This window comes from Flavobacterium celericrescens, assembly GCF_011392075.1.
Lineage (GTDB): Bacteria > Bacteroidota > Bacteroidia > Flavobacteriales > Flavobacteriaceae > Flavobacterium > Flavobacterium celericrescens.
This window is the reverse complement of the sequence record NZ_JAAJBV010000008.1, coordinates 49808-68351: the sequence shown is the minus strand read 5'-3', so window position 1 is coordinate 68351 and position 18544 is coordinate 49808. Positions and strand designations below refer to the sequence as shown.

Here is an 18544-nt window from a genome sequence, read left to right as displayed (position 1 = left end):
TACTCTGAATTGAGTTTTATTATATTTGTAAAAGCTTGGTGTTGGTGCAATGCCACTGAGAGCAAGCCGCAGAACGTTATAAGCCATTTTCGCCGAAACGAGACCATTTTCTTTAAAGATAAACTATGAAATTAATTTCTAAAATACTTCCTAAATACACAGAAAAAGAAATATCAGAATTTCAGAGTATCGATAGTTTTATGGATGCATATGTTGAGTTTTTAAAAAATTCTATTGAATGTCTTTGGTACTTGGTTCACTTAAAGTATTGTGATGAAGAAGGGATACCTGTCGAAATAAGTAAAGATGATGCTGTTATTGGTGGAAATCTAATACGATTGATTAAACTCAACACTTCTTTTCTTCAAAATGTTTGTGAAAACAAGTCAGAAATTTGTTTAATCATAAATCGCTGTATAGCTGAAACTGCAATCAATTTAAAATATCTTCTAATTGAAAGTGAGGAAAGAGTAAAGCGAAACTACATTAAATATTCACTCATAACAGAAAAAGAACTTTGGGGAATAATTAAAGAAAACGCTAGTTTGAGAAATGAAGACTTACTCAATATTGAAAAAAGAATGCAGAAATCTATTATGAATAGTTTTGACGATTCGGATTTTGAATTAGAAGATGTTAATAAAAGTTCAAATTGGAAATCAATAAAAAGCAGAGCAAATATTGTTGCTGGAGAAATGTTTTATAATGTTTATTATGGAATAAGTAGTCACTCTATTCACGGTAATTGGCAAGATATTCTTTCTAACAATCTTACTAAATCAGGTGAAAACTTCAAACTAAATTTAGATTGGCAAAAATCAAAACCTCAAATGATGGATTTAGCTATTTTTCTAAATCTTGATATTTTAGAAGTATTCATTGAAAAAGAAATCAAAGCCGGATTAGAGAAAAATATTTTAATAGAAAACTGTAAAGTGTTGAGTGAATATGGAAAAATACTTTATGACAAGTCAGAAGAGTATCTAAAGAATAAAAACGGCTTATAACAGCGCTTTACTTCAATGGCTACTTCCAGATTTTCCTACGGAAAATCCGCTGCTGAATGGAATGTTTTATTATATTTGTAATGGCTTGATGTTGGTGTAATAATGCTCAGAGCAAGTCGTAGAACGTTAGCAAACATTTACACAACTTCACGTGAAAAACATGACAAAAAAAATATATAGTTTTCTATTATTCATTCTACTGCTAAGTTGCGCAAATGAAAAGAAATGCTCGGATTTTAAAACTGGCAATTTTATATATGTTAATCCAAATTTCTCAGATTGGAAAGTAACCAGGAATGACTCAATTCAAACAGAAACTAATATTGCCAATGGACTTGAAGTTTCTGGAAAAATTACTTGGAAATCTGATTGTGAGTTTGAGGTTGCGTACGTGAAAACAAATCACCCAAAATTGCAGAAAATGATTGGAAAAAAAGTTGAGATTAAAATAATTGGTATTAGTAATGATACAATTACTTATGAAGCGAAAGATGAAAACTTGAAAATGGAATCGAAAATGGTCAAAGTAAAATAAACGTTTGCTAACCGCGTTTTGCTTCAATGGCTACTTCCGGATTTTACTTCGGAAAATCTGCTGCTGAGTGGAATGTTTTGTTATATTTGTAATGGCTTGGTGTTGGTGCAATGCTGCTGAGAGCAAGTCGTAGAAAGCTAGCGGAAATTTTAAGACGGACTTATCCAACGAATTTTGACAGAAAAAAAATGAAATACGAAATTAACAAACCTGAATCAGAGTTAACAGAAGGTTACTTTACTTTAGCACTAAAATATATTACACTTTTCATAATTGGTTGGATTGGAGGTTGGATATTCTTAATGTTTGTATCAAGAGGAAAAAGATCAGAGCTTACTGATTTACTTTTTAACAACACAGAATATACAAGTATTGCAATTTCTTTAGCAGTAATATACTTCTTTGGACAAAGATCATTTAAGAAGTATCGTATGGGACTAATCACATCAATAGAATTTAATGAAACCAAACTAAAATTAGGGTTACTTAATACAATTAATGGTTCACATAAATACAAAGAAATCGAAACCAATAACCTTCAAATCTCGTTGAAAAACAAACAAGACAATCTTTTCGGTAAGCAAAGAGTATTCGAATTTTATGAAAAAAATATTCTTATTAATAGATTAAATATTGAATTAACTGCTTGGTGTAGGCATCCCGATATTGAGACAATTGTATCAAATCTTTCTGATATCAAAACTAAACCGCTTTCAAATGATAAGCAGTAATTTTAGAGTAGATCTTAATAGAATAAAAACTGATACTAACACTCACTTGTAGCAATGGCTTGGACTTGGTTTTTCTTTCGAAAAAACCTTTGTTGTGATTGCTATTTTATTTCTAATATAATATAATCTGGTAATTCCTATTTATTGTTCTAAATAAGTTTTACATTACATAATAAAAAGATTAAAAATTTTAAAATATCACTTAAGAATCAATTAAATAAAATCATTAGTATAATGAATCTAACTGGCAACTGGCAAGGATTTTATGAATATGGTAGCGGTTATAACCTACCCTACTTTGGGCAACGTGTACAAATTAAAGCTTCTATAATAGATTCAAATGGTTCTTTTACAGGAGAAATTAAAGAAGATGGTTCTGTTTTTTCTGTAAAATTAGAGGCAATTATTAAAGGTTTTATTGAAGATGGTTTTATTTCTTTTGTAAAAAAATATCCAAAAAAGCCCGTCATCGTAGAACATTCAACTACTATTAATTATGAAGAAGGTTTTTTAGAAATTGAACATGAAGGCATTGTTGATGAACAAAATAATTCAATCTACGGAAATTGGTATATTATTGAAACAATAACAGATGAATTTGGTACTTTTGAAAATACAATTCAAGGAATTTGGTTATTAACCAAAACATAAATTTATTACAAACATGAAAACAGAAAAAGTTTTATCTATTTTATTCATTATTTCGCTAATTTTTAAGTTATTAAGCTGGCCTGGCTCTAGTGCATTAATGGTATTATCATTGACATTATTAGCGCTATGTTATTTCCCATTTGGTTTTTATTTTTTTAGCGACAAAAACTTTAAAAACCAAAATATTGGTGTTTCGATAATTTTTGGTTGGTTTCTATCAATTGCAATAATTGGTATTGAATTTAAACTAATGCATTGGCCTGGTGCTAATGCTATGTTAATCATTGGAAGTTTAACGGCAGGAATATTAACAATAATAGCATATAAGATGTATGAAAAAGCATCTGAAGAATTAAAAAACTACTATAAAAAACTATTGCTAAGAGCTTCTATTCTAGGTATTTTTTCTCTAATCAGTTTATTAATTTCTTAAAAAACAATAATAAAATTCACTTTTAAAGATAAAGAAATTCAGGAGCTTTATTTAAAATAAATAGAACATCCAAATGATAAGCAGATACAAAAAGAAATTGGAGCCTATCATCAAGATGAATTTGGAAATGAAGAATAATCTTAAAATAAAAAACCACTTTATTGTTTTAAAGTGGTTTTTATTTTAATCTTGGTTTCTATTAATCATCGTCACCTTCTTCTGCTCCATCAGAGTCAACGGCTGTTGTTGCAGTAGCATTGGCTCTTATTTCAGTGTGGCGAACTTCTCCTCCGGTTGTACCTGTCTGTTTTCCAAAAAACACGCCAATAATAGCCACTACCAAAGCAATATACGATACCACAGCAGCTTTAGCATGGTTCTTAAAATTGAGATACAATCCTAGTAAGGAAATTACGCCTAAAGCATATAATACCAAAGCTAATTTTTCGGCCATTTCTTCATGCTCATGAATGATTTGATCCGTAACTGAAGGTAATTTTTCTGCAATTTCTTCTGCTCCTTCACCCGTTGCCATACTAACCGCTCCAAATATTGCAGCTACTACAAACAGAATGTATGCTACGTTTTTAACAACCGTTTGCTTCATAAAGATGCCTGCAAGCAAAATTCCTAATCCAAAAATGGTTCCAATGATTGGAAAGTGGTTTACCACCATGTGTAAATGCGCATCGTTCATAATTTTATTATATTTAAGTTAATACTAATTTATCCTGCTATGGAAACACCTATTAATGCTCCAATTCCATAAGTCACTGCCGCGGCTGCTAGTCCAAAAATTACTTGTCTACATCCTGAAAAAAGAATCGATTTTCCGGTGAACAAAGTGATAGCCGAACCAATAGTAAAAAGCCCAACAACACTACTACCAATACTCAAATAGATGGCCGTTACACCTTCTAAAAATATAAATGGATACAATGGAATAATAGCGCCTAAGGCAAATAATACGAAAGAAGTTATTGCCGCTTCCCAGGCCGAACCTTCTAATTCTTCCTTGTTGATATTTAACTCTTCTGTAATCAAAGTTTCTATTGCTGATTCTGGTGTTTCAAAAGCTTTGTCGGCTAGTTTTTGCGCTTCTGCAACAGACATTCCTTTGGCTTGATACAACAATGCTAATTCTTTTTTTTCTTCTTCTGGAGAAGCTTCTAATTCTTCGGTTTCTAATGCTATTTGATTTTCGTAAAGTTCTTTTGAACTTTGTACGGAAAGCCATTCGCCTAATGCCATTGAAATAGCACCTGCTAATAATCCAGCCGAACCTGTTAGTAAAATTGTACTGTTTGAAACGGCGGCTCCAGCCACACCCATGACCAAACTCATATTAGAAACTAATCCGTCGTTTGCTCCTAATACTGCAGCTCGCAAAGCATTCCCTCCTACTGATTTATGACGGCTTTCAAATTTTGATAAGAAACCACCCGAAATATTCAAGGCTTGATTTTGATTAACAGCTTCAATTATTTTTAAATGATTGTGCTCAAAGCCTGAAATTTTTTCGCCGTTTTCTAATTTATTTTTTATTGTATTTACGGCAAACTGCTTTTCGATATTAGATAAATTACTAATGATTGTATTATAACCAAACACTTTTCCTAATTTGAGTTGCAACTTAGCTCTTGCTGATGGCAAAGGCATTTGTGTAGTTGGCTCTAATTCTTGCACTTTTAAAAGCATGTGATGTGCATGATTTTTTTCAATGTTTGCCAAACTCTCTAAAACTCTTTTTAAGTTGATGTCTGTTTGAATAGCTGCAATGCTGTCGTATAAAAAAGCCGTGTCGACTTCTGTTTGCAATTGCGCTTTTAGTTTATTCAAATCCATGTGATTCTATTTTTAGTTAGCCACATCAAACACTCCTTTAGTCAATATCTTGGTTGTTTGATTAACTGTTGCAGTTGGCAATATTTCTACAAAATTTTCAGATTTCTCTCCTAAAGATACGGGAACTTTTTTGAAAATATAGTCTTTTGTATCATTATTTAAAACCAAGACAAAAGTTTTATTATCCTCAGTAACAATAGCTTCTGTTGGAACTCCAAACCCTTTTTTAGAATTGATAACAATTCCAGCTTCAACAAACATACCTGACAATAATTTGGTCTTATTTTGCGGGCTTAATACACCAAAAACAGCGATAGTTCGGTCTTTACTCTCAATAGATTTACCCACTTTTTGCACTTGTGACACAAACAATTCTTTACTTGCTTCAGGAATTGAAAAATTTATTTTTTGTCCTTCTTTTACACTCAAAATATCTTTTTCAAAAATGCTTAAATTCAAATGCAAATAATTGGTATCTACAATTTCTAAAATTACATCTGATGGCGACATAAACATCCCTACATTAGCATTCATTACTGTTACATCTCCAGAAATAGGTGCCGTTAATGTAATTTGAGAAGTAAATTTACCACGCTCAACATTTGCTGGATTGATATTAAGTAATAGCAATTTTTCGCGCAAACCTTGGTACATTCCTTTTGTACTTTTATAATCACTTTCTGCTTTCAGATAGTTTTTTTGTGAAGCTATTTTTTCTTGGTATAACGTTTTTTGACGTTCAAATTCCGATTTCAAATAGGTTAATTGTTCGGCCAGTTCTAAATAGTCTTTTTGCAAGTCTAAATATTCTGTATTTTCTAAAGTAATTAAAGCTTGTCCTTTTGCAACTTTATCACCTACCAATAGCTTAGTGGCTTTGACATAACCACCTAAAAAAGTAGTTACTTTAGCTCTATATTGTGGCGGTACATCTACTTTTCCTGATGCTTTTATAGTTACATCAAAACTTTGTTCAACTGGATTTCCAATTGTCATTTTTGAAGCTTCAAATTGCTCTTTTGTTACTGTTATTGTGGTTTCATCAACAACAGCAACTTCCTCTGTTTTGGTTTCTTTACAAGAGAAAAATGAAATGATAAGTGCGGCTAAAATTATATTTTTTTTAAACATAATATTAATAATTAAGGTATTGTAAATCAAGTTGTGTTTTGTTGTATTGTAGCAAAGCATCTAAATATTCCATTTGAATAATTGTTGCATTTTCTAAACTTTGTATGTATTGAAAAAAGTCAATCTCACCGTGTTTATAGCTCATATCAGCTACTTTTATTATTTCAGCAGCTAACTTTTTGCCATGTTCAGTATAATAAGTAATAGCTTGTTGATGCTGATCTAAAGTGTTTTTAGACTGTAAAATATACGCCTCAATTCTTTGCTCTTCATTTTGTTTCTCCTGTTCCCAAGATTGCAAGGCTAGCTTCGCAACTTTAGATTTGGCCACATTTCCTGAAAAAAACAAGGGTACAGCTACTCCAACTTGAAATCCATATAATGATTCTGAAATGCCATTGTTTTTACCTTGAAAATATTCCAAATTTAAATTAGGCAACCAATTTTGATTTTGAAGTTTTATATTGTTTTCATAAGATTTTGTAACACTCTCAAAATATGTTAAATACAATTCTTTATTTGTAGTAATAGTTAAATTATTTATTGGCTCCATAATCACCGATTTAACCCTTACTTTATCTTCCGATTGCACCAATGCTTGTAACAATTCATATTGCCCTTTTTTCTCTTTATCCAGTTGATTTAATTTAGTTTGGATTTGTCTATATTTGGCTTGGGCAGTAATTTTTTCTAAATAATTTGTTTCTCCCAATTCAAAACGTCTATCGCTTGCTTTAGAGAAGTTTTGATATAAACTATCTAAATACTTATAAGTTGTTTCTTGCTGTTGTAAATAAACAATGTGGTGATATGTTTTAGAAATCTCTAATGAAAGTTTATTTTTTTGCAATTCAAAACGTGCTTGTTCTTGCTCATAAGCAGCTTGATTAACTTTTCGTTGCACACCATAAACCGTAGGAAACAAAAACGATTGTTGCACACCAAACACTTTCAAAGGCTGATTATTTAATGCCAAATTATTTTGGTCATAACTATAATACACGTTCGTTTTTTCAAAATCATAAGCTGTTTTAATATTTGCTTTCATTTTATCTACTTGCAATTGTCCAGCTTTTAAGGATTTATTATTCTGCATCGCATTTGCTAATATAGTATCCAATTCAACATTTCTATCTTGAGCAAAACCAAAGCTGGTGCCGATGAAGAATAAAATAATATAAGTACCACTCACGTGTTTTTTGAATTTTGGTTTTTTAAATTCTTTGCTATCAAGCACTTTGAATAAAATAGGCAATACAATCATAGTTAAAAGAGTTGCGGTAAACAAACCACCAATTACTACAGTAGCTAATGGTCGTTGCACCTCTGCTCCCGCTGATGAAGAAATTGCCATAGGTAAAAATCCCAGTGCGGCTGCGGCTGCGGTTAATAAAACAGGACGAAGTCTGTCTGTTGTTCCTTTTAAAATAAGTTCGTTCATATCTTTCATGCCTTGATGTTTTAGTTCTTTAAAATGTTCAATGAGAACAATTCCATTTAAAACGGCAATACCAAAAAGAGCAATAAACCCAACGCCCGCCGAAATACTAAAAGGTAAATCTCTCATCCAAAGGAATAAAATTCCACCCACGGCAGACAATGGAATGGCTGAATAAACCATAATAGCTTCTTTAATTGAACCAAAAGCAAAATGTAACATAATAAATATTAAAAATAATGCTATGGGTACTGCAATTAACAAACGAGCTTTAGCACTTTCTAAATTTTCAAATTGACCGCCATAAGTAACTCTATAACCACTTGGTAATTTAACTTTTGATTCAATATTAGTTCTTACATCATCAACAACACTTTGTAAATCTCGATTTCTTACATTGATTCCTACCACAATTCTTCGATTGGTATTGTCTCTTGATATTTTTGCGGGGCCAACTGTATATTCAATAGTTGCCAATTCTCTTAAAGGTATTTGTTCACCTGAAGGTGTGGCTACATATAAATTTCGCAAATCTTCAATATCTTGTCGGTTATTTTTATTTAAGCGAATAACCATGTCAAAACGTTTCTCACCTTCAAATACATTACCAACAGTTTTTCCTGCGAAACCTAATGCAATCACTTCATTCAAATCTGAAATATTCAAACCATAACGTGCAATTTTACTGCGGTCATATTGTACAAACATTTGAGGCAATCCTTCAGTTTTTTCTATGATGATATCTGAAGCGCCTTCCACATTTTTAATTGCTTTTTCTATTTCAGAGGCTTTTCTTGCTAATACATCTAAATCTTCACCAAATATTTTTACAGCAACATCAGAGCGTGAACCCGAAATTAATTCATTGAATCGCATTTCGATAGGTTGTGTAAATTCAATTTCCATGTTTGGAATTTTCTGCTCGATAGCCGTTTTAATTTTATCGGCTAATTCATCTTTGCTTGCTGCCGACACCCACTCTGATTTGGGTTTTAATTTCACAATGATATCGCTTTCTTCCATACTCATTGGGTCTGTAGGTACTTCTGCCGCTCCAATTCTACTAACTACTTGTGATACTTCTGGAAAATTATCTAAAATAATTTTTTCAATTTTTGTAGTCGTTTCAATGGTTTTACTTAATGATGTTCCTGTTTTTAATACGGGTTGAATAACAAAATCGCCTTCATCTAATGTTGGGATAAATTCACCACCCATAGTTGAAAAAATTGTCCCCGCTATTACTAACAAACCTAACGCTCCATAAAGTACTTTCTTTGTATTATTTAAAGCCCATTGAATTACAGGCAAATACAAAGCATTTAACTTGTTAATCAATCGGTTAGAGAGTGAGTTAGGATTTTCTGCTTTTGGTTTTAAAAACATTGAAGAAACTACTGGAACATAAGTAAAACAAAACAACATAGCTCCTAAAAGTGCGAAACTAAATGTCATTGCCATTGGTTTAAACATTTTTCCTTCCACTCCTGATAATGATAGAATAGGAATAAATACAATTAAAATAATCAACTGACCAAAGATGGCCGAATTCATCATTTTAGAAGCGCTTTTATACGTAATTTGATCTATTTCTATTTGTTGTTGTTCTTTTGATAACCCTACAAGATGCCTTGATTTGTGTGCAATTTGAAAAGCTATAAACTCAACAATAATTACAGCTCCGTCAATTATAATTCCAAAGTCAATGGCGCCTAAACTCATTAAGTTTGCGTCAATATCAAAAATATTCATAAACGATATAGCAAACAATAAACATAGCGGAATTACTGAAGCTACAACTAATCCAGATCGCCAATTTCCAAGTAATAAAACCACTACGAAAATTACAATTAAGCATCCTAAAATTAAGTTTTCGGCAACCGTGAATGTTGTTTTACCAACTAATTCGCTTCGTTCCAAGAACCCATTAATATACACGCCCTTTGGTAATGTTTTTTGAATTTCTACTACTCTATGTTTAACATCATCAATTACTTGTTTAGAGTTTCCCCCTTTAAGCATCATTACTTGTCCCAATACTTTTTCACCTTCTCCATTTCCAGTAATTGCTCCAAAACGATTTGCATGACCAAAGCGAACCTCTGCCACATTTTTCACATAAACAGGTAAGCCTGATTCATTTTTAACCACAATATTTTCAATATCTTGAATAGAACTTACTTTTCCTTCTCCACGAATGAAATAACTTTGATTTACTTTCTCGATATAAGCGCCACCTGCAATGCTATTATTTTTTTCTAATGCCGTAAAAACATCAGAAGCGCTAATGTTCATTGCTTTCAAACTAGCTGAATTGATAGCAATTTCATATTGTTTCAGGAAACCACCCCAAGTATTGATTTCTACGACACCTTTAATTCCTGAAAGCTGTCTTTTTACTACCCAATCTTGAATCGTACGTAAATCAGTAACCGAATATTGGTTTTTGTATTCTGGTTTAACCTCCAAAGTATATTGGTAAATTTCACCTAAACCTGTTGTAATTGGTCCCATTTCTGGAGTTCCAAATCCTTCTGGAATTTTCTCTGAAGCGGCTTTGATTTTTTCAGCGATTAATTGTCTTGGTAAATAAGTCCCAATTTCATCTTCAAACACAATAGTTACAACCGATAATCCAAATTTTGAAATCGAACGAATTTCTTTTACACTAGGTAAATTAGCCATTTCAATTTCAACTGGATAAGTTATAAATTGTTCAATATCTTGAGTTGAAAGATTACGAGAAGTAGTAATAACTTGTACCTGATTATTCGTAATATCAGGAACTGCTCCGATTGAAATTTGGAAAACCGAAAACAATCCAAAGCCTAAAACACCTAAAGTAAACAATAATACGATGAGTTTATTTTTTAAACTAAAAGCAATAATTTTTTCTAACATTTTTTTGTAAATTTTAATATATAAAACAACATTTATCTTTTTAAGATAAACACAATTGAATCCATATAAAATGAATCCATTTATTTAAAAAAAATTAGAACAACTTAGGCGGTAACCAAATTGAAGTAATCAATTTGGATTTAAAAGATTTATTATAAAAAAATTTCTTTTTAATAGAAATTAAAGGCTTTAAAACTTGAATTTGATTTGTGGTAATAATGGAAAACGTAAATAATAAATTTGTAGAATTATCTACTGTTTTAAAAGGTAAATCTTGATGATCGTGGTTTTTTTCAGCGCTAGCAGAATAATGTGAAATAATATAATCAATAAAAGAAATTGAATCGGATGCCAATTCATTATTGTGTGCGTTGTAATGCTCTATCAAATTTGGAATTTTCAATAATTGTCCTATCGCTGTGTTTGCACACATGAATACAGATATTAGAAAAATGACAATTATTTTTTTCATTGTAAAAAGAATAAACTTCTTTAAAAGAATTACAACACAAAAATAATAAATAGTATACAGAAATAGCTTAAGAACTACTTAAGTTTAGCTAAAGGAAAACTTAAATTAAATACTGTTCCAACCTGTAATTCACTTGAAACCGAAACTTCAATTTTAAGCAAATCACAAAGCCTTTTTACGATTGAAAGTCCCAATCCTGTGCCTTTAATTTTAGCTTGATTTGTACTATCAGAACGATAGAAAGAGTTAAATACTTTGTCTAAATCTATTTTTGAAATACCAATGCCATTATCGGCAACAGAAAGCAATATTGCATTGGAATTTTGAGATAATCCAATGGTAATTTCTCCATTATTTTCTGTATATTTTATTGCATTTGAGATTAAATTACTCACAATAATTGAAATTAAATAATTATCCGATTGTAAATGATAATCGGCAGTAAAATTGGTTTTAATTGTCAATTTTTTTGCTTCTATTTTTTCTGAAAAACGGGCTAGATTATCCAATACTAATGCATTCAAATAAATAGATTCATTTTTAATATTTTGTTTTTGGTTTTCAAATCGTGCCAAAAGCAATAATTGATCCACCATATGATTCAAACGATCTACTTCGGTAATGCAGAAGTTGATTTTTTCTTCATATTCTTGTTGGTTTCTAGGCTTTCGAATTAAGACTTCCATGGTGCCTTTAATAACTGCCAAAGGTGTTCTTAATTCATGAGAAGCATCTGAAGTAAATTGTTTTTCACGTTCTATTGCATTTTCAACTCGATCTAAAAGATTATTAATATTTTGAGATAAAACATATAATTCATCTTTATTTGCCGGTAAAGGAATACGGGTTTGTAGGTTGTCCTTTGTAATTTGACTAGAGGTCTCTATAATTGTACTAACAGGTTTAATACTTTTACCTGCAAAAAAACGAGCAATTAAATAGAGAATAATTAAGATTAATGGAAACGAAATTAAAAGGATATTTTTTAAAATTTGGACAATTTCAAAATCCTCTAACGACATTGCTATTACAAGATAACCAACTACTTTGTTTTTGTTTATGATAGCCGTTTGAATTTGTCTAACAGGAATTCCATTTAGTGTTGAATTGATAAATAAATTATTATGAAAATCATCTAAAAGTCTCAAATTAGAGGTATTTAGATTTGGAGATCTATCAATAAGTTGTTTATTATTATCATAAAACTCTACAAAAACAGGGTTTACACTAATAGAGTTGTGTTCGCGAGCTCTCCACTGATCTACTTGAATTAAATAAGTATCATTTGAATCTGTAGTAACATCATCTAAATGCTTGTATAATTCTTCTTGAATTTCTTCATTTATATGCTGATTTACACTATATTTAACTATGTGATAAATAAATAAAAATACTATTGCAATAAGAATTGAACCACTTACAATATAATTAAAAGCAATTCTATTTCTAAATGAAAATGAAAAAAAATTAGTCATTTGCAATATATCCTACTCCTCTAATAGTTTTAATTAATTCTTGATCTTTAGTTAGATTTAGTTTTTTACGAATAGCATTCATAAAAACATCAATTACACCCGTATCATATTCAAAATGAATGTCCCAAACGTCTTCAATTATTTTATTTCTAGTACAAACGGTCCCTTTATTTTTGATTAAATAAGCTAATAATTCAAATTCGCGTTGGGTCAAAGGAACTTCAATATTATCCACAAAAACTTGAAATTTATTTTTGTCTAAAGTAATATTACCAAGCGATAATATTTTTGCTTCATCCTTTATTCTAAAATGAATTTTTATGCGCTCTAATAATTCTTCAAAAGAAAATGGTTTTTTGATATAATCATTAGCACCCGCTTTCAAACCTTCAATTGTTTCTTGTACAGTATCTTTTGCCGTTAAAAAAATAATTGGAATTGATTTTTGAATTCTAACAGCTTTACAAACTTCTAATCCATTCATTTTAGGCATCATCCAATCGAGAAGTATTAAATCTACAGGTAAAGACAAGGCTTTTTCAAGTCCATCTTTACCATCAGTAGCGGTTGAAATTGTAAAACCTTCCTCTTCTAAACCTTGTTTTAGAAAATCTACAATTCCTTTTTCATCTTCAACAATTAGAATGTGCATAATTTATTTGCTATTGTTCAACAAATTTTACTCCTACAGTAACAATATTGGCATTTAAACCATCATTTCTATCGTAATGATTGAATCTAAAATCTATATTTTTAAGTCCGAATTTCCAAATTTTTGCATTGGTAAAAATATCTGTATAATTTAAACCAAATCCATATTGATTGGCATTAAAAGTAGATAAATCATAGTCAGATGTATAATATTTTTCAGTTGACAAATGCGTCTCGTAAGGCGCAAAATATTTTGAATTTCCTTGAGTATAATATCTATACGTTGGAAAAACAGTAAACTTATCTGATAATTTTATTGGCAATTCAATACTAGCAGTGTGAGAAGTAATTCCCCAATCATCCCAATAATATCTATAATATGTTCTTACAGCCAATCTTTCATTCAAATAATAGTTTAAACGTGCTCCAACAGGAATCTTAAAACGAGTATTTGGTAAACGCTCAATATCATCAGCTAACTGATATACACCTTTGTTTTGTGTAGATTCATAATCTGGAATATATTGTGCTTGTCCAATGTAATAATTTGCTTTATCGGCAAAGTAAATTCGATGATAAGGAGTTGATAACATTCCTTCTTGTTGCAGAATATCAAAGAATAACGAGAATTGCATCTTTTTGGTAGCTACCTGTGAAAATCCGAATGAAGCCGAATAGGAATTTCTATTAGTAGATTTCCAGGTTGTAAAGTCTGATGGCAAGTAACTTGTGGTAGCATTTCCATTTTGATCTAAAATAGTTACACCACTAAAAAAACCATTATTTTGGAAAGTCGCACCATACTTGGCATACTCATGTAATTCTGTTGAATAAATTGGTCTCCACTGATCTAAATATACATTAACTTTTAAAGAAATTTCTGAGTTTTTATCATTAAATAATTTAGTCATACCTCCACCAAAACCAATAGAAGTATAATCATATTCATTTGAAAAAGCAACATCAGCATTCCAAATAAAATTACGATTATCACTACTGTGACTATAATTTACCATTACTGCACCCAATACATCTTGAGCTGACGCACCAGAAGAAGCTTGCCACGGGGTTCCATATGGTCCTGTAGCAGGAGCTTTGTCATCATCGTCGTCGTCGTCTCCACCACCAGAAGCTCCTGTAGCATTAAATGGATTGATATTACTTGATGAAGCTGAAGTATATGCAGAAAGTCCAGCATCAACAGTTAACACATCGTCATCATTCAATGGCATGGCGATTGTTATATTTGAAGCTAAATCGGTTAATTTCTCAGAACCCATACCACCAGAAACTGAGGAATGAATTCCATCTTGTTTATAATAACTAGCTAAAAAATCTACTTCTATTCCTTCTAAAACACGTTTTTTATATACAACATCCGTCGAATCTTTTTCTTGCGAAAAAGCAAGGCTGCTAATTAGTCCTAAGGCTATTAATAATTTACTTTTCATAATTTACTCTTAATTACATCCACAACCACCACCAGTTTTTCCTCCATTTGCTCCAGAAGCTGCTTCTCTATATACTTGAAAAGTAGTTTCATAGCGTTCAGAACTTCTAGCCGATAATTTCATGTCAGGGTCATTAATATATTGCTTGTCATACTCTTTTACTGAATTGCATGAAATAGTTGAAAATACAACTATTATAGCTAAAATCATCTTTCTCATAATTATTGATATTTTTTGATGTCTATATTTTTTGAAACATGAATAGCGCCTTTATCATCTACGATAATACAGCCTATTCCTTTTAATTGATTAACCAAATCTAATCCAACTTCTACACCTAATACAAAAATTCCTGTAGCTAATGCGTCAGCTAATTCCGTTTGCTTAGCGAAAACAGATACACTAACAATGCCACTTGCGGGATAACCTGTTCTTGGGTCTATAATGTGTGTATAACGTATTCCATTAAAAGTTACATACTTTTCATAACTTCCTGAAGTTTCTACCGCGCTATCATTTAATGGAAACGTTGCAAAAATTTTATTTTTATTCATCGGGTTAACAATACCTACGGTCCATGCATCTCCATTGGGTTGTGTGCCCCAAGTGTTAATGTCTCCTGATACATTTACTAATCCCGAAGTACAACCTTTTTCTTGTAATACTATTTTTATTTTATCAGCAATGTATCCTTGACCTATACCTCCTAGCCCAAGTTTCATGCCTTGGTTTTTTAAAAAAATAGTGGTGTCTTTTGTATTTAAAATAATATTTTGATAACCAACTTTTTCAACTGATTTTTTTATGGCTTCTGGTGTTGGCATTTCTTTCATACTACCATCAAATTTCCAAATTTTATCCATAGAAGCATAACTGATATCGAATGCGCCTGATGTTAATTTAGAAATTTTGATAGATCTCTCTACTAATTCATATACTTCTAAATCTACTTTTACCGGAACAATTCCAGCATTTTGATTTACTTTTGATATTTGTGTTGTAGGAATCCAATCTGAAATTAAGTTTTCAATTCTTTTAACTTCCGAAACTGCTAAATCAATATATGAATTAGCCTGAATAGAATCTGTAGCAACCACAGTTATTTCAAATGGACTTCCCAACAAGCTTTTTTTCTTTCTAAAAACTTGTTGACCAAATGCAATACTATTAATTAGTACAAATAAAAGAACAGTTAGTATTCTCATTTTTTCTCAAAGGCGTGAATCATTTTAATATACTCTTCTGGCGAAACGTTTTTAAAGCCCATTTTTCCTAAAACTTTTCCGTTCTTATCCAAGATAACAACCAAAGGAAAACTTCCTTCAATATTGTATTTTTCTGCTAATTTTCTATTGTGCTCTGTTTGTTCTTTTGATAATTCATTGGCTTTTTTTCTAGGAAAATTAGCCTTAACTAAAACCCACTCTTCTGCAGCTTCCTTTTTAAATGCTTCAGATTGCCAAATGTTTTTGTCTAATTTTATACATGGCGCACACCAATCTGAACCAGAAAAAACTATGATAATATTTTTATCTTGCTCTGTAGCTATTTTTTTTGCTTCTTCAAAATCAGTTTGCCAATCTTGAGCTAGACCAATATTTGAAACCAATACCAAAAGTCCGAATAAAATCTTTTTCATTTCTTTATTTTTATTTAATTAAGGATTACTATGTTGTTATAACAGTTTAGTAACCAAAAACCCTACCAAAAGTATTTTATTTTAATCACTAACAAAAAAACTATTTTTATTGAAATAAATTGCACTCTCCATAAGAGATTAAGCAAATTTTAAGTTTATTTTAATTTAGCATTCAAATATAAATAATCTGCTGCTTGATACCATGCAATGGTTTCATTTAATTTTGATTTATTCATAGGAACAACTTTTAAATGATTCGAAACAGAATTCCATGTATAATTTGAATTATTTTTTTGATTGGATAATATCATAACATTATTGTTAGTTTTACAAGCTAATTTCAAGTAAGTACCAATCAAAGCTCTCTCTTTATAATTGTTAGACAAAACATTTGTTCCAAAAAAGTTTGATGTATAACTCCAATGCAATTGTCCAAATAATGTTGGAAAAACATCTATTTGACTACATAATTTTGTAACTTCTTGAGGTTTAATTAGATTTTGGCCGTAAATAATTGCTGGTATTTGATAATTTTTTACATCAATTTCATCTTTACCAGCGCTACTAGCACAATGATCTGCAACAAAAACAAAAATTGTATTTTTAAACCAAGGTTTATTTTTTGCTTTAGCAAACATTTGTTGTAAAGCATAATCAGAATATTTTACCGCACCATTTCTACCTGTTCCCGATGGAATATCAATTTTATTTTCTGGATAGGTATAAGGTCTATGATTTGAAGTTGTCATAACAAAGTTTAAAAACGGCTTCTTTTTTTGATGATATTCATCCGCCACCTTTATCATTTTATTATAAATATCTTCATCACAAATACCCCAAGCATTTTCAAATGTAACTTCTTTATCATCAATATTGTGGCGAGTAGTTTTAATAGCATCACTCAGAATACTACCTCTACCTCTATCATAAATATCAAAACCATTACCTCCATAAAATGCATTCATGTTGTCAAAATAACCATCTCCACCATAAAAGAAATTACATTGGTAATTTTTACTTTTAAAAACATTTGATATGGTATATAAATTTGAATTATTTGGTCTCTTTACGATACTTTGACCTGGCGTTGGAGGAATTGATAAAGTTACTGCTTCCATTCCTCTTACAGTTCTATTTCCTGTAGCATATAAGTTTTTGAAAAATAAACTCTGATTTGAAATACTGTCTAAAAAAGGAGTAATTTTTTCTTCATTACCAAACTCTGACATAAAGCTAGCACTCATACTTTCAATCAAAATAAAGACAACATTAGGTTTATTTTCAGAACTTAAACTATCTTTTATTTTTCGCTTGATTGAAAAATCATTTGTTAGAAATTTTGCATTTTCTTCTTGCAAATTATCTCTTACTATCTGAAAAGCCTCTTCATCTGAGATTGAAGAATAAAATGTTTTAAAATCCAATTTATTATTTCTCAACTCTGCAAAGAAAGAATAAATTCCTGCTTTTGAAATTTCATTATTATATCTGTTTTTTGACCATTCTGCATTAGAATTAGTTACAAAAACAATATAAAAAGACATCAAAACTATTGCAATAAGAAGCGTGATAAATCTATTTTTAAACGAAACTTTAGTACTAAATGTTAGATTGAAAAATTGTTTTTTCCAGAAATAATAAAAAATAAATCCTGTAATTAATAACATAGATGGAATTAATATGTACAATGGATAAGATTCATGTATATTTTGAACTACTTCAAATGTGTAAATTAAGTAATCAACTGCTACAAAATTAAATCTACATTTGAACTCTTCCCAAAAAGTAATTTCAGCAAAAAATGTAAATACAAAAATGAGTAAGGTTAATGAAAAACCAAAATATATAGCTATTTTATCTAATGTACTCCCAATCCATTTTTGTGGAATTATAAGAATATATAAGCTGGAAATAACAAATAGAAAAGATAAAACACCTACATCAAAAAGAAATCCTGTTCCTAAAATTTTTAATAAACTAAAAACTGATAAATCTAAATCATTCAATTGCCACAATAGAAATACAATTCTAAGCAATAAAGAAAATAACAAAAACCAACCAGAAAAGCCTAATAATAAAGCATATCTTTTAGAAAAAAATGAATTAATTTGCATAAAATGAAATTTTGAACAAATTTCATTTTTCAGTTAAAAATTATGCTTAAGGACAACTTAATTGATTCTT

17 protein-coding genes are annotated in these 18544 nt (G+C 30.3%); 5 read left to right on the top strand and 12 right to left on the bottom strand.

The window, feature by feature from the left end; translation table 11 throughout:
• Window positions 1-125 precede the first annotated feature (125 nt).
• The 5 genes from G4L40_RS10890 to G4L40_RS10870 all read left to right on the top strand — a co-directional run bounded on the left by G4L40_RS10890 (window position 126) and on the right by G4L40_RS10870 (window position 3357).
• Window positions 126-1007 carry a DUF5677 domain-containing protein gene (locus G4L40_RS10890; protein ID WP_166237228.1) on the top strand — a complete coding sequence of 294 codons (882 nt, stop codon included), beginning with the start codon at window positions 126-128 and terminating at the stop codon, window positions 1005-1007.
• A gap of 160 nt (window positions 1008-1167) precedes the next feature.
• Window positions 1168-1542, top strand: a complete 375-nt coding sequence (locus tag G4L40_RS10885; protein WP_166237227.1) for a hypothetical protein — start codon at window positions 1168-1170, stop codon at window positions 1540-1542.
• 188 nt (window positions 1543-1730) lie between these two features.
• Window positions 1731-2273 carry a hypothetical protein gene (locus G4L40_RS10880; RefSeq protein ID WP_166237226.1) on the top strand — a complete coding sequence of 181 codons (543 nt, stop codon included), beginning with the start codon at window positions 1731-1733 and terminating at the stop codon, window positions 2271-2273.
• 234 nt (window positions 2274-2507) lie between these two features.
• On the top strand, window positions 2508-2924 hold the full coding sequence (locus tag G4L40_RS10875) for a hypothetical protein (RefSeq protein ID WP_166237225.1): 417 nt from the start codon (window positions 2508-2510) through the stop codon (window positions 2922-2924).
• 13 nt (window positions 2925-2937) lie between these two features.
• Complete coding sequence (locus tag G4L40_RS10870) at window positions 2938-3357, top strand: GldL-related protein (RefSeq protein ID WP_166237224.1); 420 nt, start codon at window positions 2938-2940, stop codon at window positions 3355-3357.
• A 199-nt stretch (window positions 3358-3556) separates the two neighbouring features.
• Here G4L40_RS10870 and G4L40_RS10865 read toward each other — a convergent pair whose 3' ends face one another.
• From G4L40_RS10865 to G4L40_RS10810, 12 genes are all read right to left on the bottom strand, one after another.
• Entirely contained in the window at window positions 3557-4054 is a 498-nt protein-coding gene (locus tag G4L40_RS10865; RefSeq protein ID WP_166237223.1) for a hypothetical protein, read from the bottom strand.
• Between the two features lie 29 nt (window positions 4055-4083).
• Entirely contained in the window at window positions 4084-5202 is a 1119-nt protein-coding gene (locus G4L40_RS10860; RefSeq protein WP_166237222.1) for a VIT1/CCC1 transporter family protein, read from the bottom strand.
• A 12-nt stretch (window positions 5203-5214) separates the two neighbouring features.
• Window positions 5215-6333 carry an efflux RND transporter periplasmic adaptor subunit gene (locus G4L40_RS10855; protein WP_166237221.1) on the bottom strand — a complete coding sequence of 373 codons (1119 nt, stop codon included), beginning with the start codon at window positions 6331-6333 and terminating at the stop codon, window positions 5215-5217.
• A gap of 4 nt (window positions 6334-6337) precedes the next feature.
• Window positions 6338-10672: a CusA/CzcA family heavy metal efflux RND transporter gene (locus G4L40_RS10850; RefSeq protein WP_166237220.1), complete on the bottom strand. Its 4335-nt coding sequence runs from the start codon at window positions 10670-10672 to the stop codon at window positions 6338-6340.
• A gap of 94 nt (window positions 10673-10766) precedes the next feature.
• Entirely contained in the window at window positions 10767-11144 is a 378-nt protein-coding gene (locus tag G4L40_RS10845; RefSeq protein ID WP_166237219.1) for a hypothetical protein, read from the bottom strand.
• Window positions 11145-11218: 74 nt separating this feature from the next.
• On the bottom strand, window positions 11219-12619 hold the full coding sequence (locus G4L40_RS10840) for a sensor histidine kinase (RefSeq protein WP_166237218.1): 1401 nt from the start codon (window positions 12617-12619) through the stop codon (window positions 11219-11221).
• A complete protein-coding gene (locus G4L40_RS10835; RefSeq protein WP_166237217.1) occupies window positions 12612-13271 on the bottom strand; it encodes a response regulator transcription factor in 660 nt (219 codons plus the stop codon). The genes G4L40_RS10840 and G4L40_RS10835 overlap by 8 nt, the downstream gene beginning before the upstream one ends.
• 10 nt (window positions 13272-13281) lie before the next feature.
• A complete protein-coding gene (locus G4L40_RS10830) occupies window positions 13282-14721 on the bottom strand; it encodes a DUF3570 domain-containing protein (RefSeq protein WP_166237216.1) in 1440 nt (479 codons plus the stop codon).
• A gap of 9 nt (window positions 14722-14730) precedes the next feature.
• Window positions 14731-14940: a DUF4266 domain-containing protein gene (locus G4L40_RS10825; RefSeq protein WP_166237215.1), complete on the bottom strand. Its 210-nt coding sequence runs from the start codon at window positions 14938-14940 to the stop codon at window positions 14731-14733.
• 2 nt (window positions 14941-14942) lie between these two features.
• Window positions 14943-15926 (bottom strand): FAD:protein FMN transferase, encoded by a 984-nt coding sequence (locus tag G4L40_RS10820; protein WP_166237214.1) that lies wholly within the window; start codon window positions 15924-15926, stop codon window positions 14943-14945.
• Entirely contained in the window at window positions 15923-16360 is a 438-nt protein-coding gene (locus G4L40_RS10815) for a thioredoxin family protein (protein ID WP_166237213.1), read from the bottom strand. The genes G4L40_RS10820 and G4L40_RS10815 overlap by 4 nt, the downstream gene beginning before the upstream one ends.
• 155 nt (window positions 16361-16515) lie before the next feature.
• Window positions 16516-18474, bottom strand: coding sequence for an LTA synthase family protein (locus G4L40_RS10810; protein WP_166237212.1), 1959 nt, complete (start codon window positions 18472-18474; stop codon window positions 16516-16518).
• Between the last annotated feature and the right edge of the window lie 70 nt (window positions 18475-18544).